Annotated in this window: 21 protein-coding genes and 1 pseudogene; 12 read left to right on the top strand and 10 right to left on the bottom strand. The window is 73.0% G+C overall.

Annotation, left to right across the window (positions count from 1 at the left end):
* Window positions 1-12: 12 nt before the first annotated feature.
* The 4 genes from ACIGW4_RS16155 to ACIGW4_RS16170 form a co-directional block, all read right to left on the bottom strand.
* Complete coding sequence (locus ACIGW4_RS16155) at window positions 13-1212, bottom strand: S8 family serine peptidase (protein WP_399581013.1); 1200 nt, start codon at window positions 1210-1212, stop codon at window positions 13-15.
* Window positions 1213-1541: 329 nt separating this feature from the next.
* Complete coding sequence (locus ACIGW4_RS16160) at window positions 1542-2789, bottom strand: RNA polymerase sigma factor (protein ID WP_123458263.1); 1248 nt, start codon at window positions 2787-2789, stop codon at window positions 1542-1544.
* 8 nt (window positions 2790-2797) lie between these two features.
* Entirely contained in the window at window positions 2798-3205 is a 408-nt protein-coding gene (locus ACIGW4_RS16165; RefSeq protein ID WP_123458899.1) for a YciI family protein, read from the bottom strand.
* Between the two features lie 90 nt (window positions 3206-3295).
* Window positions 3296-4777 carry an MFS transporter gene (locus ACIGW4_RS16170; protein ID WP_399581016.1) on the bottom strand — a complete coding sequence of 494 codons (1482 nt, stop codon included), beginning with the start codon at window positions 4775-4777 and terminating at the stop codon, window positions 3296-3298.
* Between the two features lie 97 nt (window positions 4778-4874).
* On the opposite strand from ACIGW4_RS16170, the gene ACIGW4_RS16175 reads away from it, so the two are divergent.
* Entirely contained in the window at window positions 4875-5843 is a 969-nt protein-coding gene (locus tag ACIGW4_RS16175) for a DUF5937 family protein (RefSeq protein ID WP_123458265.1), read from the top strand.
* A gap of 315 nt (window positions 5844-6158) precedes the next feature.
* Here ACIGW4_RS16175 and ACIGW4_RS16180 read toward each other — a convergent pair whose 3' ends face one another.
* A complete protein-coding gene (locus ACIGW4_RS16180) occupies window positions 6159-8177 on the bottom strand; it encodes an ATP-binding protein (protein ID WP_399581017.1) in 2019 nt (672 codons plus the stop codon).
* 662 nt (window positions 8178-8839) lie between these two features.
* On the opposite strand from ACIGW4_RS16180, the gene ACIGW4_RS16185 reads away from it, so the two are divergent.
* Entirely contained in the window at window positions 8840-9799 is a 960-nt protein-coding gene (locus tag ACIGW4_RS16185; protein WP_398709725.1) for a terpene cyclase, read from the top strand.
* Window positions 9800-9825: 26 nt separating this feature from the next.
* Here the strand turns inward: ACIGW4_RS16185 and ACIGW4_RS16190 are convergent, their stop codons facing one another.
* Window positions 9826-10749, bottom strand: a complete 924-nt coding sequence (locus ACIGW4_RS16190; protein WP_399581020.1) for a zinc-binding alcohol dehydrogenase family protein — start codon at window positions 10747-10749, stop codon at window positions 9826-9828.
* Between the two features lie 135 nt (window positions 10750-10884).
* Between ACIGW4_RS16190 and ACIGW4_RS16195 the strand changes: the two genes are divergently transcribed.
* The 4 genes and pseudogenes from ACIGW4_RS16195 to ACIGW4_RS16210 all read left to right on the top strand — a co-directional run.
* The gene (locus ACIGW4_RS16195) at window positions 10885-11331 is read left to right on the top strand and encodes a MarR family winged helix-turn-helix transcriptional regulator (protein WP_399581022.1); all 447 of its coding nucleotides are present in this window, start codon (window positions 10885-10887) and stop codon (window positions 11329-11331) included.
* Between the two features lie 248 nt (window positions 11332-11579).
* The gene (locus tag ACIGW4_RS16200; protein ID WP_399581025.1) at window positions 11580-11816 is read left to right on the top strand and encodes a hypothetical protein; all 237 of its coding nucleotides are present in this window, start codon (window positions 11580-11582) and stop codon (window positions 11814-11816) included.
* A gap of 102 nt (window positions 11817-11918) precedes the next feature.
* Entirely contained in the window at window positions 11919-12155 is a 237-nt protein-coding gene (locus tag ACIGW4_RS16205) for a DUF4158 domain-containing protein (protein WP_399581301.1), read from the top strand.
* A pseudogene (locus ACIGW4_RS16210) lies at window positions 12101-12295 on the top strand (hypothetical protein); the annotation flags it as partial. The gene ACIGW4_RS16205 and the pseudogene ACIGW4_RS16210, both read left to right, overlap by 55 nt.
* Window positions 12296-12316: 21 nt before the next feature.
* Here ACIGW4_RS16210 and ACIGW4_RS16215 read toward each other — a convergent pair.
* Window positions 12317-12952 (bottom strand): LysE family translocator, encoded by a 636-nt coding sequence (locus ACIGW4_RS16215; protein ID WP_398709732.1) that lies wholly within the window; start codon window positions 12950-12952, stop codon window positions 12317-12319.
* 97 nt (window positions 12953-13049) lie between these two features.
* A complete protein-coding gene (locus tag ACIGW4_RS16220) occupies window positions 13050-13520 on the bottom strand; it encodes an aminoacyl-tRNA deacylase (RefSeq protein ID WP_399581027.1) in 471 nt (156 codons plus the stop codon).
* 128 nt (window positions 13521-13648) lie between these two features.
* Between ACIGW4_RS16220 and ACIGW4_RS16225 the strand changes: the two genes are divergently transcribed.
* From ACIGW4_RS16225 to ACIGW4_RS16240, 4 genes are all read left to right on the top strand, one after another.
* The gene (locus ACIGW4_RS16225; protein ID WP_399581029.1) at window positions 13649-14749 is read left to right on the top strand and encodes a DUF5937 family protein; all 1101 of its coding nucleotides are present in this window, start codon (window positions 13649-13651) and stop codon (window positions 14747-14749) included.
* A gap of 29 nt (window positions 14750-14778) precedes the next feature.
* Entirely contained in the window at window positions 14779-15642 is an 864-nt protein-coding gene (locus ACIGW4_RS16230; protein WP_399581032.1) for a tyrosine-type recombinase/integrase, read from the top strand.
* A complete protein-coding gene (locus ACIGW4_RS16235; RefSeq protein ID WP_398709740.1) occupies window positions 15642-15968 on the top strand; it encodes a helix-turn-helix domain-containing protein in 327 nt (108 codons plus the stop codon). Before ACIGW4_RS16230 ends, ACIGW4_RS16235 begins: the two co-directional genes overlap by 1 nt.
* A gap of 123 nt (window positions 15969-16091) precedes the next feature.
* Window positions 16092-17048 carry a hypothetical protein gene (locus ACIGW4_RS16240; protein ID WP_399581034.1) on the top strand — a complete coding sequence of 319 codons (957 nt, stop codon included), beginning with the start codon at window positions 16092-16094 and terminating at the stop codon, window positions 17046-17048.
* Between the two features lie 10 nt (window positions 17049-17058).
* Here the strand turns inward: ACIGW4_RS16240 and ACIGW4_RS16245 are convergent, their stop codons facing one another.
* Complete coding sequence (locus ACIGW4_RS16245) at window positions 17059-17460, bottom strand: hypothetical protein (protein ID WP_189829303.1); 402 nt, start codon at window positions 17458-17460, stop codon at window positions 17059-17061.
* A gap of 225 nt (window positions 17461-17685) precedes the next feature.
* Between ACIGW4_RS16245 and ACIGW4_RS16250 the strand changes: the two genes are divergently transcribed.
* Complete coding sequence (locus ACIGW4_RS16250) at window positions 17686-17835, top strand: hypothetical protein (RefSeq protein ID WP_399581035.1); 150 nt, start codon at window positions 17686-17688, stop codon at window positions 17833-17835.
* Window positions 17836-18018: 183 nt separating this feature from the next.
* Here ACIGW4_RS16250 and ACIGW4_RS16255 read toward each other — a convergent pair whose 3' ends face one another.
* Complete coding sequence (locus ACIGW4_RS16255) at window positions 18019-18591, bottom strand: TetR/AcrR family transcriptional regulator (protein WP_359589668.1); 573 nt, start codon at window positions 18589-18591, stop codon at window positions 18019-18021.
* 91 nt (window positions 18592-18682) lie between these two features.
* Between ACIGW4_RS16255 and ACIGW4_RS16260 the strand changes: the two genes are divergently transcribed.
* Window positions 18683-19078 (top strand): nuclear transport factor 2 family protein, encoded by a 396-nt coding sequence (locus ACIGW4_RS16260; protein WP_123458274.1) that lies wholly within the window; start codon window positions 18683-18685, stop codon window positions 19076-19078.
* Window positions 19079-19121 lie beyond the last annotated feature (43 nt).

Below are 19121 nucleotides of genomic sequence, written 5' to 3' on the forward strand. Positions count from 1 at the left end.
CTCACCGCACGGTCACGGCGTCACCTTCAGGAGCTTGTTCGCCGTGCCGGAGGAGGGGTTCTTGATGGCGTCCGGCGTGGCCGCCCCGGTCAGCGCGGCGGCCGTGTCGGCGGGCGTCGCCGTCGGGTGGGCCGCCAGGTAGAGCGCCGCGGCACCCGTCACGTGGGGCGTGGCCATGGACGTACCGGAGATGGTCTTGACCCCGGTGTCGCTGTCGTTCCAGTCCGACGTGATCTCCGAGCCGGGGGCGTACAGGTCCACCACCGCGCCGAAGTTGGAGAAGTCCGACTGCTCGTCGCCCTTGGTGCTGGACGCCACGGTGAGCGCTTCGGGCACCCGGGCCGGCGAGCCCTGGCCGGCGTCGGAGGACTCGTTCCCGGCCGCGACGGCGAAGGTCACGCCGGAGGCGATGGCGCGCTGGACCGCCGCGTCGAGCGCCTCGTCGGCGCCGCCGCCGAGGCTCATGTTGGCGACGGAGGGCCCGGAGTGGTTCTTCGTCACCCAGTCGATGCCGGCGACGACCTGCTCGGTGGTGCCGGAGCCGTTGTCGTCGAGCACCCGTACGGCGACGATCTTGGCCTTCTTGGCGACGCCGTGGGCGGTGCCGGCGATGGTGCCCGCGACGTGGGTGCCGTGGCCGTTGCCGTCGTCGGCCGTGTCGTCGTTGTCCACGGCGTCGAAGCCGTGGGTGGCCCGGCCGCCGAAGTCCTGGTGGGTGATCCGGACGCCGGTGTCGATGACGTACGCGGTGACGCCCTCCCCTCCGCCGTCGGGGTAGGTGTACTTCTCGTCGCCGGCCGTCTCGGCCTGGTCGATCCGGTCCAGGCCCCAGGACGGGGGCTTCTCCTGCGTCTCCTTGATGGAGAAACGCTTGTTCTGCACGACCATGTCGACGGCGGGGTCGGCGGCGAGCCGCTTGGCCTCCTGGACGGTCAGGTCCGAGGCCGAGAAGCCGTTGACCTTGGAGCCGTAGGAGCGCCGGAGGGTGCCGCCGTACTTCTTCGCGAGCTCCGCCTTGTTCGCGGATGCGTCGAGGATGACGACGAAGCTGCCGTCGACGGCGCCGGGGGCGTCGAGCCCGTGGACGGTCCCCTCGGCCGGGGCGGCCGCGCCGGCGAGGTTGCCGGCGAGCAGCGCCGTGGTGGCCGCGGCGGCCACACCTGTGGCTATGGCCGCGTGGCGAAGGCCGTGGGATCGCTTGTGAGTTGCCATGAAAGAGGTTCTCTCCTCGTGTTGACGTGTGGGGCGTCAAACGTTCGAGAGAACCCTGTGCGGATTGGCAGGAGCAAATCAAGTGCGAACCTAGGGTACGGGGTTATTCAACAAGGTTTCTCAATAGGCCCTCCGCATCGCCTCCACGTCGTGCACCCCGCACCGCGAACTCCTCCGTGAAATGGGCACGTTCACCGGAGAACCGAGCGAGGCGGGGCCGGCAGGGAAGAAGGAGTCCGGTCGACGGGGACGGGAGGGAGGAAGGCGTCCCGTCCGCGGCGACCGGTGGGGAGGGGGTCCGTCCGCGTGGACCGCCGGGGAGGGGGCCGTCAGCGGGGCCGGTCCGCGTCGGGGCGGCCGTGGAGGCGGGTGTTGAGGCGTGCGGCCCTGCGGGTCAGGTGGTCGCGCTCCAGGACGTCGGTCGCCTTCCTCGCCGCCTCGGCGTACAGACGCGCGGCCGTCGTGAGGTCGCCGGCGCGTTCGTGGAGGTACGCCGCCACCGCCGCGTACCGGGGCAGGGAGCCGTCCAGCTCCGCGAGGGCCGCCAGACCTGCGCGCGGCCCGTCGGCCTCGCCGACGGCGACCGCCCGGTTGAGCCGGACGACCGGGCTGTCGGTCAGGCGCACGAGCTCGTCGTACCACTCGACGATCTGCACCCAGTCGGTCTCCTCGGCCGTGGGGGCGTCGGCGTGGAGCGCCGCGACGGCGGCCTGCGCCTGGAACTCGCCGAGACGGTCGCGGGCGAGGGCCGCCTGCAGGATCTCGACGCCCTCGGCGATCGCCGCGGTGTCCCACCGGCCGCGGTCCTGCTCGGCGAGCGGCACCAGACTGCCGTCGGGCGCGATCCGGGCGGCGCGCCGGGCGTGGTGGAGCAGCATCAGGGCGAGGAGCCCCGCCACCTCCGGATGGTCGATCGCGGCCGCGAGCTGCCGGGTGAGCCGGATGGCCTCGGCGGCGAGGTCGAGGTCGCCGGAGTACCCCTCGTTGAAGACCAGGTAGAGGACGCGCAGCACGGTGGCGACGTCACCCGGCCGGTCGAACCTCCCCCGGGCTCCCCCCGCCGTGCGGGCGGAGGAGGGCCCGAGACCCGAGACCGTGCGCTTGGCCCGGCTGATGCGCTGCGCCATGGTCGCCTCGGGCACCAGGTAGGCCTCGGCGATCTGGCGGGTGGTCAGCCCGCCGACGGCGCGCAGCGTGAGCGCGACCGCGGACGACGGCGTCAGGGAGGGGTGGGCGCAGAGGAAGTAGAGCTGGAGCGTGTCGTCCACCGCGGGCACGGGGCCGGGCGCGGGTTCCTCGTCGACGAGGTCCTCGCGCCGTCGCCGGGCGGTGTCCGCCCGGGTGGCGTCCAGGAACTTGCGCCAGGCCACGGTGACCAGCCATCCCTTGGGATCGCGAATGGGGTCTCCCCTGCTCGAGCGCAGCCGAGAGCTTGGGGAAGGGTCGGCCGGCCAGACGCGGACCGCCTCGACCAGGGCGTCCTGCACGGCGTCCTCGGCCGCCGCGAAGTCGGCTCCGCGGCGGACGAGGACGGCGAGGACACCCGGGATGAGGCTTCGGAGCAGTGCCTCGTCCATGGTGGGGGTCACTCCGTGATGGTGGGCGGAGCGGCCATGAACGGGCGCAGTTCGAGCCACTCGTGGATCGGCTTCCCGCCGGCCCCGGGGGCGGCGGAGAGCTCCCCGGCGAGCTCGACGGCGCGCTCGTAGCTGTCGACGTCGATCACCATCCAGCCGGCGATGAGGTCCTTCGTCTCGGCGAACGGGCCGTCGGTGACGGGCGGACGGCCCTCGCCGTCGTAGCGGACCCACGTTCCCTCGGGAGCGAGCGCCTGACCGTCGACGAACTCGCCGGTCTTCTCCAGACGGGCCGCGAAGTCGTGCATGTACTGCATGTGCGCCGAGATCTCCTCCGGCGTCCACTGGTCCATGCAGACGTCGTTCACCGCCGCCGGGGCGCCGCGGTAGTGCTTCAGCAGCAGGTACTTGGCCATGGTGTTCTCCTCGGTGCTGGTGCGGCCCATTCTGGTCGCTCTCACACCGGGGACGGAGCAGGGCGCGGGTTCTCGACATCGGCCGCCGAATTATTTTTTCGGGGCGTCGTTTTCCCGGGGCGCGAGCGCGGCGCTCCCGCAGGGTGCTTCGCCGGTCGGGAGCTCACGGCGCCGGCGCAGCGGGGAGAAGAGTACCGGCAGGAAGCTCAGGCCGAGGAGGGCTCCGCCGGCCCAGAGGGCCGTGCGGGGCGAGCAGTGCGCGCCGATGGCACCGGCGAGCGCGCCGGCGACGGCCATCGAGCCGGTGAGAAGGAACCGGAAGGTGGCGTTCATGCGGCCGAGCAGATCGCCCGGGGTCAGACGCTGCCGGAGGCTCACGCCCAGGACGTTGGCCGCCCCCGTCCTCATGGCGAACGCGACCCATCCGGCGCCCGCCGCCCAGAGCCAGGCGCCCCGGTCCATCAGGGGCACCAGGAGGCCCGCCGGGGACAGGCACAGGTCGACCACGACCAGCCCCCGGCCGTGGCCGAACCGGTCGGCGAGGGGACGGGCGCAGCGGGCCCCGAGGAAGAGCCCGATGCCGCCGGCCGCCCAGAACAGACCGAGCGCGCCCGCCGACAGGCCGAGTTCACGGGGGAACACCACGGGGAGCATCGTGTTCACCATGACCGTGCCGAGGTTGCCGACCGCACCGGTGAGCGCGAGGGCGCGCAGCTCCGCGTGGCCCAGGACGTGCCGCAGTCCCTCGGCGATCTGCGCCCGCAGACCGGGCGCACGACCGGACAAGCGACTGTGGGCGACCCCGGTGGGGGACGCGGGGCCCTCGGGAGCGGTCCCGGCGGCGGTCCCGGGGGCCGCGAGGCCGGTCCCGTCAGGAGTCTCGGCGGCCTCGGGGGGCGTCGCCACGGGCTCCGGGGCGGCCCCGTGCGCGTCGTCGCGTGCCATCCGCAGCAGGCGGAGCCCCGACCCGAGGTGGCCGGCCGCGGCGCAGACCACCGCGAGCGGTGCCCCCAGGAGCTGCACCAGCGCGCCGCCCGCGCCCCGGCCGGCCACGTTGCCCGCGGCCGTCAGGCTCACCAGGGCCGAGTTCGCCGGGATCAGGACGGCGGGCTCGACGAGCCGGGGCAGGACGCTCTGCGAGGCGACGTCGAAGAGGACCGTGGCGACCCCGCTCAGGAACACCACCACGCACAGGCCGTCGAAGGTCAGGACGCCGAGCCACCAGGCCACCGGGATCCACGCGAGCAGCGCCGCGCGCAGCAGGTCCGCCACGATCAGGACGGTGCGGTGGCGCATCCGGTCGACCCACGCGCCCGCGGGGAGGCCGATGAGCAGGAACGCCGCCGTGCTCAGGGAGGCGAGCAGGCCGACCCGGCCGGGACCGGCGTCGAGGGCGAGGACGGCGACCATCGGGACGGCGAGGTAGGAGACGTTCGTCCCGAGGGTGCTCAGGACGGACGCGGAGAACAGGACGCGGAAGTCCTCGGCGCGCCAGGGGGACGGGGCGCCGTGGGGAAGCCGTGCGCGCCGGGAGAACCGCACGCGCCGGGAGGCGGGGAGGAAGGTGGGCATGTCCGGTACGGTGGCCGGTCCTCACAGACCGGAGCCAATGTTTTAGCCTCACGTGAATCCTGGGAACGGCGGCAGGCCGGGAAGGGCAGGGACCACGGTGCTGGAGATCGAGTTCTCCGCCGAGGACGTCGCGCGCACCCGCTTCGCCATCTCACCGCTCTGGGAGGCCGTGGCCGGGGCCCGGGTGCTGATGGGGGCCGACGAGCAGGCGCTGCACCGGCGGTGGGCCGCGCAGGTACGCGCCCGGATCGCGGCCGCGCGGCTCGATCTGACGCCGCTGACCTCGCTGGTGCCGGTGCCCGCGCCGTCCGTCCCCGGCTTCCTCTGTCCGCCGCCCAGCACGTCCGGCCCGTCGCTCTCCGTGGAGCTGGCGGCCCTGCGCGCCACCCCGCACGAACGGCTCCGGGCCTCCGCACGCGAGGCGCAGCCCGGGGTCGAGGCGCTGCGGGCCGATCCGGAGCGCGGACTCGGGCGGCTCGCGGACGTCATCGCGGCCTTCTGGGAGCTCGCGATGGCGCCGTACTGGCCCCGTGTCCAGACGCACCTGGAGGCCGACATCCAGTATCGGGCCCGGCGCTTCGCGGAGGGCGGGACGCGGAGCCTCTTCGAGGACCTCGAACCCCGACTCGCCTGGAATTCGGGCACGTTGAGCGTCGAGCACCGCTTCGTGCACGGCGTGCGCAGGCTGGACGGGCGCGGACTGCTGCTCGTGCCCTCGGCGTTCGTGTGGCCCCGGGTGTTCTCGACGACGGACCCCGTCTACCAGCCGGCCCTGCGCTATCCCCCGCGCGGCATCGGCACCCTGTGGGAGGCCCCGCCGGAGTCGGCCTCCCGGGCGCTGTCCGGGGTCCTCGGCCGGTCGCGCGCGCAGCTGCTCGCGGAGCTCACCGCGCCGGCCTCGACGACCGATCTGGCCGGACGCACGGGTCTGACCCCCGGCGGGGTGTCGCAGCACCTCGGCGCCCTGCGCGCGGCCGGTCTCGTCTCGGCCCACCGGGCGGGCCGGTCCGTGCTGTACGCCCGCACGCGCGTGGCGGAGGAACTCGTCGCGGGGGCGGGACGGTGACGGTGACGGCAGTGGTGCCGGTGACGGCGACGCTCCGGGGCGCCGCGTACGAGGCGATCGCTCCGGGGCTCGCCTCGTACCGGCGCGACGCCATCGAGGCGTACGCCGCGTCCCGGCCGGGCCGACACGGGACGAGGCCCCGTCCCGGCCGGAACTCGCGGGGCGAGGCCGTGTCCCGGCCGGGCCGATACGGGGCGAGGCCTCGCCTCCACCGGGCTCGCGGGGCGAGGCTCGCCGTGGGGAGGGACTCCCCGGCGGTCCTCGCCTCCGCGACGCTCCTCGCCTTCGCGGCGGTCCGGGACCGGCGGCGGGAGGTCACCGCGGGGCCAGGCTCGCCGTCGCCGACGGGGTCTGGGCTCCGTCGCGCGGTACGGGGACGTGCGGGCGGGGCCGCGGTGTCGGGGCGCCGGCCGTCGTCGCGGCGAGATCGAGGGTGGCGAGGAGGAGCCGCAGGGCGCGGCGGGCCTGCGGGGCGTCGAGCCGGGCTTCGAGGTCCGCCAGGGCGCGGCCGGCCCGGTGCCGGGCGCGGCCGGTGTGTCCGGAGCGGTGGTCGGCGAAGGCGCGGGCGTAGTGGGCCAGCGCCGTGGCCCAGGCGTCGTCGGCGCAGTCGGGCTGCGCGAGTGCCCGGCGGGCGGTGCGGGCCGCCGCCGCGGGGGCGTGGTGGGCCTGGACCACGGCGAGGGCGGCGAGGCTCACGGCCGGGGAAGGCCCCCAGGGGGCGCCGCTGGGCGTGGTGTCCGCCGCCTGCCGGTAGTACTGGGCGGCCGATACGGGGTCCTGTCGCTGCCACGCCAGGGTTCCGTGCACATGGGCGATGCGGCCGAGGAGGGCGTCGTCGCCGGCGAGCACGGCCGCGGGCCAGGCGAGGGAGAGCAGGTGGTGCGCCGTGCGCGGGTCCCACGCCGCGCTGAGCCAGGCCGCGAGCCATCGGCCCCGTGCCACGAGGGGGCTGTCGGCGGGCAGCCGGGGCAGCAGTCCGTGCAGGAGGCCGCTGCCTTCCCGGGCGTGGTCCTGGACCGCCCACCAGAACCACAGGTGCAGCATGGTCTCCAGGGCCGTCTCGGCGTCGCCGGCCCCGTCGCCGGCGCGGTGCACGAGGGCCATCAGGTCGTCGCGCTCGTCCTGGACGGCCTGGAACGCCTGCCGCTGCAGTCCGGTGTTCCACAGGGTCTCGGCGACGGCCGCCACACCGCGGAAGTGGACGGCGTGCCGGTCCCGCGTCATCGTCCACTCGCCCGCCGCCGCGAGCCGTTCCGCACCGAAGTCGCGTGCGGCCCGGGCCATGCGGTAGCGGGGCGGGCGCACCGCGCCCGCCTCCCCGAGCGTCTGGAGCACGCCGGTGGCGCTCAGCACCGCCAGGGCGGGGGGCACCTCGTGCGGTGCAAGGTCGGAGCCGAGGCACACGAACACCGCCGCCGCCTCCGTGAAGGGTCCGGTGAAGACGCTGAGCCGGCGCCAGACCGTGCGCTGGGCCGGTTCGCAGAGGGCGTGGACGGCCCCGATGGAGGTGCGCAGCGTGCGGTGCCGCAGCAGGAGCGGCTCCGGGTCGGACAGCCGGCACTGGCCGGTTTCGAGATGGGCGGCCAGCTCCTCCATCGTCCACTCCCCCAGCCGGCCCGCGGCGAGTTCGAGTGCCAGGGGGACGCCTTCGAGCAGTCGGCAGACTCGGGCCACGGCCGTCGGATCGGGTTCCTCGGTCCATCCGCGCTCCCGAGCTCGGGAGACGAGGAGCTCCGCGGCGGGGGACGCGCCCGGCCGGCCCGGTGCCGCCTCCACGGGCAGGGGCGCCAGTCGGATCACCCGTTCGTCCCCGAGGCCGAGCGGTCGCCGCGCGGTCACCAGGACGCGTACCGTCGGCCGGGCCATCAGCAGCGTCTGGACCAGGCCGATGCATTCGGTGTGGACGGGGTCGACGTCGTCCAGGAGGAGGAGCACCTCGCCCGCCGGGGCGGGGCGAGGGGGCGCGGCGAGCTCCACGGGTGCCGGGTCCCAGGACAGTCCGGGGCCGCCGGGGGCCCCGGCGACGCCCCAGGGCAGGCCCGCGCCGCTCAGGGCGCGTGCGACCCGCGCGGTCAGTGCCCGGCGTCCGACGGGGATCCCGTCGTGCCAGCGCACCCGCACCACCGTCCGCGCGGGGCCGTCGGAGGGCGGTGTGAGGGCGGCCAGGGCCAGCCGGCTCTTGCCCGTCCCGGCCGCTCCGGTCACGGTGACCAGCCGGTGCCCGGACACGGCCGCCCGGAGCGCGGCGAGTTCCCCGTCCCGTCCGACCAGGGCGTGACCGTCCCGGAAGCGGTCCACGAACCGGGTGTCGTGTCCCTCGTCCCGATTCCACATCTCCGGCACCGCGCACCATCCAGATCTTCACTCTCGCCATCGACCCGCCGTGATCGGGAGTCGATACAGAACCCGCAGGTCCCGGATGCAGAACCGTCACTGCACCGGGCGTCACGGCAACCCCAACGCGCTCCCCCGTCCACGGGTGGCGCGCACGGGGGGCGAACCACCCGTCGCAACGAACGGGGGAACGCATGACCGACATGCCGCCCCCCTCGCCCGTCATCACGCCCCACGACCCACGATCCACGGCCTGCGACCCACGACCCACGGGCACGACCCATGGCCCACGGCCCGCGGGCACGGCCCACGCCCCAAGGACACCGACGGCCGCGGCCGGGGCGAGAGACCTCCCGCGCGGCCGAAGACCGCCCGACCGGCCGGAGACCCCCGCCTGCCCGAAGACCGCCCGACCTGCCGAAGACCCCCCACTTCCCCGAAGACCGCCCGACCCGCCAGAGACCCCCCACCTCCCCGAAGCCCCCCGACCGACCGAAGACCTTCCGCCCCGGCCGAAGACCTCCCCTCCGGCCGATCCGGACGCCGTACTTCCACTGGCTTGAAAGCGATCTGCTTGCCACTCCTGGCAGTTGATGATCAGTTCAAGTAATCTTCGATCGCGCCGGGGGCGTCACGGGATGACCCGGGATCAGAACCTGGGGGTGCCAGTGTCCAACGCCACCATGCTCGACCTGCCGTTTCCACCTCGCAGCAACCCGAACCAGGCGTCCGTGGCGCAGCGCCACCGGGACTGGCTCCTCCATCACGAAGGCCTCGCCGTCACCATCACCCTGCCGGCGTACGAGAAGTGGGACGTGCCCCGACTCGCCGCGTTCACCAGCCCTGACTCCGCCGCCGACGATCTGGTCCTCGCCGCGGACCTGCTCGGCTTCTACTTCCTCTTCGACGACCGGTTCGACTCGGACCTCGGCCGGTCCCCGGCCCGAGTGGCCGAGATGTGCACCCGTCTGACGGGCCTTCTGCACGGGAACGGCCCCGAGCCCGGCGCCCGCACCGCCGTCGAGCAGGCCTTCGCCGACCTCTGGGAGCGCAGTGTCCGCGGCATGTCGCGCCGGTGGCTCGCCCGGTCCGCCTACAACTGGGAGTGGTACTTCGCCTGCCACCCCGCCGAGGCCGCCGGCAGGCTCACCGGGCGCCTCCCCGACCGGGAGAGCTATCTGGCGCTCCGCCGGGGCACGGCCGCCATGGAGACCCTCTTCGACATGGTCGAGCGGCTCAACCGGTTCGAGCTGCCGCAGGAAGCGCTGCACCACCCGGCCTTCCGGCGGATGCGTCAACTGGCGGCGGACATACCGTCGTTCACCAACGACGTGCACTCGTACGCGCAGGAGCTCGCCCGTGGCGACGTCGCGAACATCGTGATGATCGTCCGCGAGGAGCTCGACAGCACCCCCGACGAGGCCGCCGTCGAAGTGATGCGCGAGGCGCAGAGGATGGTCGACCGCTTCGTGGAGCTGTCGTCCGAAGTCCCCGAGATATGCGACCTCCTGGGCCTCTCCCCGGCCGCTCGGGAGGCGGCCCGTCGGTACGTGGACGGGCTCGCCGCCTGGATAGCCGGCTACCACCGCTGGGAGATCGACACGGGCCGCTACGCCCACTGAGCTCCCTCCCCCTCCCGCGCCCGGACTCAGGGAACGAGGACGACCTTGCCGAGATTGCGCCGGGACTCGACGAGTTCATGGGCGCGCGCCGCTTCGGCGAGCGGTATCTCGGCGGCGACGCGGGTGCGGAGCGTGCGGTCGCGGTGGAGTTCCCACAGCTCGTCGAGCCGGCGCGCGTACACCTCGGGCTCGCCCCGGGCGATGGCCGCCATCTGGAAACCGATGACCGAGGCGCCCCGGACCAGCAGCTCGTACGCGTCGATCGTGCCGCCGCCCGAGCTGAAGGCGACCAGACGGCCGCCGGGCGCGAGGGCCCGCACCGCGGGGCCGAGGAGTTCTCCGCCGACCCCGTCGACGACGACGTCGACCGGATCGCCCCAGGACTCGTCCCCGTAGAGCACGACCTCGTCGGCGCCGAGGGAGCGCACGAACTCCGCCTTCTCCGCGCTGCCGACGGCCGCCACCACGCGGGAGGCCCCGCCCGCCCTGGCGTACTGCAGGGCGAGGGTGCCGACCGCGCTGGCCGCCGCGGTGACCATGACGGCGTCGCCGGGGCGGGGGCGGCCGGCCTCGTAGGCGCCGCGCGCCACCAGTCCGCTGCGGACCAGGGCCACGGCGTCGACGGCCGTCGCCCGGTCGGGGACGCGGGAGGCCATCGCCTGGTGGACGACGGACAGTTCGGCGTAGGCGTGGGCGAAGCAGAGGCCGGTGACGCGGTCGCCCACGGAGAAGCCCGTGACGCCTTCCCCGACGCCGGCGACGACGCCGGCCACCTCCCCGCCGAGCGGGCCGGGTTCGGCGCCCTCGCGCACCTTCCGTACGGCGGGCAGGGTGACGCCGATCGCTTCGTTGCGGACCAGGAGCTCACCGGGGCCGGGAGCCGGGACGGGGGCCTCCTCGACGAAGAGGACTTCAGGGCCGCCGGTCGTCTCGTACCGGACACGACGCATGGACACCTCCAGGTGCGACAGGGCAGGGAGTTCCGACGAGGACGGGGGATCCCGGAATCGTTGGGATCCCCAATGAATCTCACCGTAGGGGAGAGAACGTTGGGATGTCCAATGAATTCGGGATAGCCTGGCCCCATGACCCCCACGGAAGACCCGCAGCACGCCCTGGCGCACATCCAGTCCCTGCCGAGCTGGCTGCTCGGCCGCGTGGCGGCGCGCGGCCGGAGCCTGGTCGCCGAGGCGATCGCCGAGGAGGGGCTGAAGCTCCCACAGCACGCGGTGCTGGCGGCGGTGGCCGCGTACGGCCCGGTCGCCCAGGCGGACCTGGTGCGCAGGCTGGGCTTCGACGCGAAGGACGTGGTCCTCCTGCTCAACCACCTGGAGGAGGCCGGGCTCGCGCGACGACAGCCCGATCCGCAGGACCGCCGCAAGAACGCGGTGACGGTGACCCCGGAGGGCGTACGAACCCTGGAGCGGTGCGCGGAGCTGGCCGAACGGGCCAACTCCGCATTGCTGGCACCGCTCAGCGCGACGGAGGCCCGACGCCTGATGGAACTGCTGACCCGGGTACACGAGGCATAGGCCGGGTTCTTCGGGTCATCCGATCGTCGGTCGATGCGTGACGAGACCTCCGCCTGTGCCTCTGCCCACCACCCGCCATGACGGAGCTCCCACGGCACAGGCACCCGAAGTACGTCCGATTACAGGTCTTTGTGCAGTAAAAGAGGAGGTCAGAGGGGCAGCTTTCTGGTTGCCCAGAATTCCGGTACAGGGGATGGCGGCGCTCGCGGCCGCGCTCGTCCGGTCTGCCGCACCGAGGGTGGGGGCTCTTGAACGGCAACAACGACCACATGCGTGACGACGTGCGGGAACGGGGCGACGCGCTCGTCGCCCTCGGCCGGCCGGCCGAGGCACGGGCCGCCGCGCGGGGCGCGCTCGACGCGGACGGGCCCGACACCGGGCTCCTCCTCGCTCTCGCCCACGCCCACATGGCCGCGGACGACGACGACCATGACCACGACCACGACGACGGCCTCGGGGAACATCGGTACAGCGGTTATCGGTGAGAACGATCATGGTCGTCCAGCACAGTGATCCACTTCGCCGCTGGGGTTCGGTGATACGCCTCCGCCCCTGGCCGGGGGCTGGCTACGGTCCGGCTCGTGCCGGTGGAATTTCCGAGTGATGGGCAGGCCGAGGCGTACGGGACGTTCGCCGAGGAGCCGACGGGGACCGAGCTGGAGCGGTTCTTCCTTCCGGATGACGTGGACCGGGACCTGATCGCGCTGCGGCGGACGGAACATCACCGGCTCGGGTTCGCGCTCCAGATGTGTACGGTTCGGTACGTGCGGTGGACCGGGACGCGTACGTGGTGTGCGTGCTGGAGCCGCTGCACCGGGTCCTGAACAGCCGTGACGTCTTCGCCGCACCGTCGCACCGCTGGTCCGACCCGCGGGCCCGCCTGCTGGACGGGCCCGACCGGGACGCGGTCGAGGAGGACGTCCTGGCGGCCCTGAGGCTGGACATGCCCGTCACCGAGCACCTGGCGGAGCCGGTGCGGAAGGGGTCAGTGGCGGGTGGTGGCGACGGTGAGCCCGAGGCCGATCAGCGCGATGCCGCCCGCGCCGCCGATCATCGACAAACGCCGGTCGGAGCCGGTGAACCAGGTTCGGGCCGCCGAGGCGCCCAGGCCCCAGACGGTGTCGCAGACCAGGCCGATCCCGGCCGGGATCAGGCCAAGGACCATCATCTGCAGCGGGATGTTCCCCGCGTCGTGGTTCACGAACTGCGGCAGGACCGCGGCGAAGAAGACCAGGCCCTTGGGGTTCGTGGCGCCCACCAGCAGGCCGTCCAGGACGGTGCGCAGATCACCGCGCTGTTCCTCCTCCCCGGTCGTCAGGTCGGCGCGCAGCCGGCCACGGTGGCGGTACGCCTGGACGCCGAGGTGGACGAGGTAGACGGCGCCGGCCAGCTTCACGGCGGTGAACACGGCGGTCGAGCTCTGGACAAGGGCGCCGACGCCGAGGGCGACGGTGAGGACGAGGACGTAGCCGCCCAGGAGGTTGCCCAGGACGGTGGCGAGCGCGGTGCGGCGGCCGTGGGCGAGGGCGCGGCCGACGACGAACAGGACGCTCGGGCCGGGAATCGCGATCACGACGAAGGACATCGCGGCGAACGCCAGAAGGCTTTCGGTACTCACCATGGGCCGGGACTTCCTGATCTGTGCCGCGCAGCCGGTGAAGGGCTGCGCGTGGTGCGAGCTGTGACGAGGGGGCGGGCCCGGCGCGCAGGCGGGATGGCTACCGGGAGAGGGCGGCCACCCGGGCGCGGGGGAGGCGGGCCAGGACGGCGGAGTCGATCTGGAGGGTGCGGTCGGCTGATCCGGCGCCGCAGTAGACGGGCCGGTCCGGTTCGGCGACCGCGGCATCGATCAGGCACGGCACCCCGGGCCGGTGGCTGACCGGCGGCACGCCCCCGGGCACCAGGCCCTCCGCGGCGAGCAGGCCGACGTCCGCCGTGCGCAACCGGGAACGGCTGGTGCCCAGGACGGCCGCCAGACGGGCGAAGTCCACCCGATCCTCCGCCCGCAGCGCCACGAGCAACAGCGGGACGCCCGGAGTGGTGAAGGCGAGCGTCTTCACCGCCTGCGACCAGGGGAAAGGCAAGGCCTGGCGCTCGGCGACACTGTGCGCGGCGGAATGCCGGTGGACGGTGTACGGGCAGCCATCCGCGTCCAGCACGGCTTGCCAGGGCACTTCGGGCGTACTCATGGAGGGGCACCTGCAGCCTTCGGCTCGAAACGGACGGGAGTCGACCTGCGGCCGGACGGCGCGCGGTCTGCTCCTGAGCCTGATCGAAGCAGCGGGTTCCGATCAACTGATTGTGGAATCCTGCAATCGTGATCACCCTGCGCTTCGCCGAGACGGCCGAGGAGGACATCGCCTTCTCCGTCTCACCCCTACTCGAAGCCGTCCACTCCTGGCACGTCCTCACCGACCCCGGCCACCACGCCCTGCAAGTCCCCTGGGTCCGGCGGTGCCGCCGCCTGCCCGCCGCCCTGCGCCGGCGCATGCGCGAGCACGACTTCGTCGTGGCCGACCACATCCCCGCCCTCTTCGAAAGCCGCACCGGTGATCACGACGCCGACTTCGCGGACCAGCTCGCGGCCGTACGGGACCTGCCGCCCGCTCTGCTGGCCGCCGAACTCGCCAGAACGCTCGTCGACACCACCCGTCACACCGGAGACGACCTCGTCGACGACCCCGCCACCCGCGACGCGGTACTCACCGAGTACCGGGACAGCGACCCCGGCCGGGCGGCACGGCTGGAGGACATCCTCACCGACCCCCGCCCCGTCCTCGACGGCGCGCTCACCGTGCTCGAGGACTACTGGGACGCCGGCTTCGCCCAGGAGTGGGAGCGCATCGAGCCCTCCTTGTACGAGTCGATCGCCCGCTCAGGCGCCCGGATCGCCCACCAGGGCCTGTTCCCGATGCTCCGCACCCTTGCTCCCCAGATCCGTGTGGACCCCGGCCGGCGGACCCTGCGGCTCGACCGTCCGCACGACCACGACATCACCGTCACCCATGAACACCCCGTGACGTTCACCGCCAGCCACTACGTCTGGCCCCACGTCCGCGTCACCTGCGACGCCCCCTGGCCCATGCGGATCACCTACCCCGCTCTGCCCCTCGCGCCCGCCTCGACCGCCCGCCCCACCAGTCAGGAAGACACCCTCACCGTGCTCCGGGCCCTGGCCGCCGCCCCACGCCTGCAGATCGTCACCCACCTCGCCGCCCAGAGCCGCACCACACAGGAACTCGCCGCCCTCCTGGGCCTGTCTCCCTCCGTGACCTCCCGCCACCTCCATCAGCTCACCCGGGCAGGACTCACCACCACCCGGCGCGAGGGCTACTACGTCCTCTACGCCCTCGCCCCCGCTCGCCTCGACCAGATCGCAACCGCCCTCATCACCCTCGCCTCCAGGCCCGAGGCCTGAGCGAACGCTGTTGCAGGCCCCTGCGGGCCGTGCACGGCTGTGTCCGATCCACCCTGCGCAACTACCAGGGTTCCGTGCGCCGGTTCTGCGACTTCCTGACGAATCCGGCCTACGGCTGGAGCGACCAGTGCCTGCGGCACTTCGGTACCCACCCAGGCCAGGTGGTCTACGACCGGAACGCCACGACGCACGCCGACGAAGCCGAGGGCGGGCCGGAACGGCGGGCCTTTACCCGGCCCGAGCTGGAAGCGTTCTTCGACCACGCCGACGAGGAAGTACTGCGCGCTCGCGACAAGGGCCGCAAGGGCTGGCTGCCGGCCTTCCGGGACGCCACCTTGTTCAAGGCCGCGTACGCCTACGGCCTGCGACGCAACGAGACCCGGATGCTCGACCTCACCGACTTCGGCCGCAACCCAGAAGGCAGGGAGTCTGGTGAGTACGGCACGCTGCTGGTCAGCTACAGCAAGGCCGAGAAGGAGTCGCCGCCGAAGCGCCGCAGCGTGCTGACCGTCTGGCACCGGACGCCCGGCACGACCGAGGAATGGATCAGCGAGGTGCGGCCCGGGATGCGGCATTCGCCGAGCCGGGCCCTCTGGCCGTCCGAGCGAGGCCCGCGAATCGGGGTCCAGCGGCTGGACTCGCGCTTCGCCGCCTACCGGGACGCTGTCGGCCTGGACCCCGCGCTGGAGTTCCCCTCGCTACACAGGTCCTACATCACCCATCTGATTGAGGACGGCCATGACCGGTTGTTCGTCCAACAGCAGGTCGGCCACGACCACGCCTCCACCACCGCGATCTACACCTGCGTCTCCTCCGACTTCCGCACCCGCTCCCTGCGACGCGTCCTGGACGCCACCATCGAGGCCGCTCTGCGGCCGGGAAGGACCTCCTGATGCCACGCCAGATCAGTTACCGGTGGCGCCTGCGTGAGCTGATGGCCGCCCGCGGCATGTTCACCGTCGCCGAGCTCATGCCGCACCTGACCGAACGCGGCATCACCCTGTCCTCCTCCCAGGTCCACCGCTTGGTCTCCGGCACTCCAGAACGGCTGTCCTTGCCCGTGCCGGCTACTCTCTGCGACATCCTCGACTGCACACCCACCGACCTGATCAGCACCTCGGCCCAGAACCTCCCGGCCCGCCGCACCGCCGGCGAAGAAGCTCCGATCAACCTGGCCGCCCGCCGACCCACACGCGTCCGGCTGACGCCCGAGGGATGAGAGGTGACACCCGAAGAGTACGAGCGGTGGATGATCCGCGGCTGCGCACGCTGCGGCCGTCGAGCCTCCAAGTCCGCCGAGTGGTCGGACGGGCCGATCTGCCGAACTTGCTACGCCCGCGCGATGCGCACCCGCGGCCGCTGCTCCCGTTGCAACACCGACCGCCTGCTGCCCGGACGGCACACCGATGGCACCCCGATCTGCCGCGACTGTGCGAGCATCGTCCGCGACTTCTTCTGTGACCGCTGCGGTTTCGAGGGACTCCTACTCGGTGGGCGTCTCTGCGAACACTGCACCCTCACCGACACCCTCGCCCGTCTCCTCAACGACGGCACTGGCCGTGTCGCCCCGGAGTTGCTGCCGCTGGTCAAGATCCTGCTGGAGATGGACCGGCCCAAGAGCCGACTCATCTGGCTGCGCAACCCCAACGTCGTCCGAATTCTCCAGGGCCTGGCCACCCGCCGTCCGTCGCAGTCATTCCTGCGGTGGTGCATGAAGACCGACAGGATGCCCCGCCTCGCACTGCCGCAGGCGGTCATCACCCAGGACTCGGAACCGCTGCACCAGCACCGCCGGCTCGCGATGCTCCGCCGGGTCCTCAACGACGACTCCTTGCCCCTGCGGGCCCGGGTCGCCGCCGCGCTCGTTCTCCTCTACGCGCAACCCGTCAGCCGTATCGTCCGCCTCACCACCGACGACCTCACCGACGACGAGACCACGGTCACCGTCCGGCTGGGAGACCCTCCGTCCCCGCTGCCGGAGCCCGCCGCCGACCTGAAGCGGGCCTACATCCAGTCCCGGCAACACCTGCCCTACGCCAGCAGCAGGAGCGCACAGTGGCTCTTCCCCGGCCACCAGCCCGGACAGCCCATGAACCCAGTGAGCCTCCAGGTCCACCTCCGAAAGATCGGCGTCCCACCGCAGCGAGGCAGGGCTTCCGCGATCCGCCAGCTCGTCCTCCAAGCCCCGGCACCCGTCATCGCAAAGGCGCTGGGTTACCACGACAAGGCCGCCACCCGCCTGGTCACCGAAGCCGGAGGGACCTGGAGCCGATACGCCCCCGGCGACCACCGGCGATGAAGCGCGGTACTTACGCTGGGTCCGCTGAGCCGCGTTTGTCCTCAACGTGGACGACGTGAAGCTCGGTGCCGTCCCGGTGGCGCTTGGAACGTCCGAACAGCCCGACAGCGATCTGCGACTGATCCTGAGGCTCATCGGGGCCGACATAGGTAAGGACGTCGTTGTGATGCCCGGTGACGACCCATCCCTCGACGTCCTTGAGGTCGATCACCCCAAAGTCTCCTGCCGAAGATCCGGCATGCGCCGGGCCGAACTTCTTCAGGAGGTCGGTTGCCTGTTCAGCAAGCTCCCCTTCCGGAGCGGTCAGCACGACACAAGTGCCATGCTCGAACAGCACCCACGACTTGCGAGGGTCGGCGAGAAGCCGCTGCCAGACGTCTATCAGTATCTCGGTGTTCACGCCGGTCATCATGCCGCAGGGCACCGACACAGGGTGATGATCGGCCGACGGCTACGGCGAATACGCGACTCTTGAACATGCGGGCCTACCAGTCCCGAGGCCGGACGACGCCGCCGAGCGGGTCTTCCGGGAAGGCCTGGAAGCCTTCTCTGACCACATCGGTCGCTCGCCGGGTACGCGGAACTCCGCGCCCGCACCGACGCGCTGGGCCGGCCGGGGCGGCACGCCCGGGGTCCCGTGCTCCTCGCCCGTCTGCGGGAGCTCGCTCCGGACTCGCCGGAGCTGCGGCGGTCCGAGGCCGCAGGGAGCTCCGTTCCCACCACCGCCGAGGACGGTGTCTCGGCACACCGGATGCAGTCCTTCGACGCGGCCCGCGCCTTCGCCTAAGCGCCCACGGGCCGGGCCGCCGCGGCACAGGCCGCACAGCGGGCCGCCGCGGCCCCGGCCGTTCTGCGTCTCGCCGTGCCCGCCGAGACGACCGCCGCCCTCGCCGCCCCCGGCCGCACCCGCTGACGCGGCGGACGGCGGGGGCGCCGAGGTCAGGCCGCCCGAGCTGCCGCAGGACGGGTCCTACGCGAGGCCGGCGGCGATGACGTGTTCGGCCAGGGCGCGGGCCGCGGTGGCGGGTTCGGCGGCGGGCCGGGTCGCGCCGGCGGCGAGGAGGCCGTCGACGAGGATGAGCAGCTGGTCGGCGGCGAAGTCGGGGCGCGCGTGCCCGAGGGCGGTGAACTCGTCCGCGAACAGCCCCCGGAGGGTGCGCCGGTACTCCCTGGTGACCTCGTGGCCGGGGTGTTCCGGGTCCGTGAGCGCGAGGTCGGCGGCGAGGTAGCGGCAGCCGTGGAAGTCCGGGTCGGCGGCGATGCGGCCGAGCCGGTCGACGACCGCGAGGAGGCGGGCCCGGGGGTCCTCCCCCGCGGCGTCCATGGTGGCGCGGTACCGCTCCACGTCCTCGGCGGTGCTGCGGCGCAGCACCTCGGCGATGAGGCCGTCCTTGCCGCCGAAGTGCTCGTACAGCGAGCGGCGGGCGACGCCGGCCTCCTTGAGCAGGGCGTCCACCCCGACGCCGACGCCCTGACGGTAGGTCAACTCCTGGGCGGCGAGCAGGAGTCGCTCGCGGGGGCCCGGCTTCACGGAAGTGCTCATGGGGCGATTCTGCAGCACTTGACGCGGTAGATCAATCGGTCTATCTATATGCCTCATAGACCGAACGGTCTATCTCTTCCGAGGAGGCGACATGTCCGTGCGCACCACCGCCGAAGTCATCGCCCGTTTCAACCGCGCGTTCACCGACCGCGAGGCCGGCCTCCTGGCCGATCTGGTCGCCGAGGACTGCGTCATGGAGAGCGTCCGGCCCGCGCCGCGCGGGGAACGGGTCGCCGGGCGCGAAGCCTGTACGGAGTGGTGGACCGCCCTCGTCGACGACGACACCGCGCGGTTCACCCCGCAGGAGGTCATCGTGGCCGGCGACCGCGCGACGATCGTGTGGACCTACCGCTTCGGCGACGGGGCCGACCAGTGGGTGCAGGGCGTCAACGTGATGCGCGTGACGGACGGCCGGATCGTCGAGGCGCTCGGCTTCGGCAAGTCGGCCGGAGAGATCCCGCTCGCCGCCGAGCCCGACGCCGCATGAGGCCCGCACCGGGCCGACCGGCCCCCGCCGCGGTCAGCCGCCC

The organism is Streptomyces sp. NPDC053513 (assembly GCF_044544765.1).
Lineage (GTDB): Bacteria > Actinomycetota > Actinomycetes > Streptomycetales > Streptomycetaceae > Streptomyces > Streptomyces litmocidini.

Bases quoted from the DNA above. Each gene is read 5' to 3' on its own strand.
- ACIGW4_RS16155 (WP_399581013.1), bottom strand. From the start codon at position 1,212: ATGGCAACTCACAAGCGATCCCACGGCCTTCGCCACGCGGCCATAGCC.
- ACIGW4_RS16160 (WP_123458263.1), bottom strand. From the start codon at position 2,789: ATGGACGAGGCACTGCTCCGAAGCCTCATCCCGGGTGTCCTCGCCGTC.
- ACIGW4_RS16165 (WP_123458899.1), bottom strand. From the start codon at position 3,205: ATGGCCAAGTACCTGCTGCTGAAGCACTACCGCGGCGCCCCGGCGGCG.
- ACIGW4_RS16170 (WP_399581016.1), bottom strand. From the start codon at position 4,777: ATGCCCACCTTCCTCCCCGCCTCCCGGCGCGTGCGGTTCTCCCGGCGC.
- ACIGW4_RS16180 (WP_399581017.1), bottom strand. From the start codon at position 8,177: ATGTGGAATCGGGACGAGGGACACGACACCCGGTTCGTGGACCGCTTC.
- ACIGW4_RS16190 (WP_399581020.1), bottom strand. From the start codon at position 10,749: ATGCGTCGTGTCCGGTACGAGACGACCGGCGGCCCTGAAGTCCTCTTC.
- ACIGW4_RS16195 (WP_399581022.1), top strand. From the start codon at position 10,885: ATGACCCCCACGGAAGACCCGCAGCACGCCCTGGCGCACATCCAGTCC.
- ACIGW4_RS16215 (WP_398709732.1), bottom strand. From the start codon at position 12,952: ATGGTGAGTACCGAAAGCCTTCTGGCGTTCGCCGCGATGTCCTTCGTC.
- ACIGW4_RS16220 (WP_399581027.1), bottom strand. From the start codon at position 13,520: ATGAGTACGCCCGAAGTGCCCTGGCAAGCCGTGCTGGACGCGGATGGC.
- ACIGW4_RS16235 (WP_398709740.1), top strand. From the start codon at position 15,642: ATGCCACGCCAGATCAGTTACCGGTGGCGCCTGCGTGAGCTGATGGCC.
- ACIGW4_RS16240 (WP_399581034.1), top strand. From the start codon at position 16,092: ATGCGCACCCGCGGCCGCTGCTCCCGTTGCAACACCGACCGCCTGCTG.
- ACIGW4_RS16245 (WP_189829303.1), bottom strand. From the start codon at position 17,460: ATGATGACCGGCGTGAACACCGAGATACTGATAGACGTCTGGCAGCGG.
- ACIGW4_RS16255 (WP_359589668.1), bottom strand. From the start codon at position 18,591: ATGAGCACTTCCGTGAAGCCGGGCCCCCGCGAGCGACTCCTGCTCGCC.
- ACIGW4_RS16260 (WP_123458274.1), top strand. From the start codon at position 18,683: ATGTCCGTGCGCACCACCGCCGAAGTCATCGCCCGTTTCAACCGCGCG.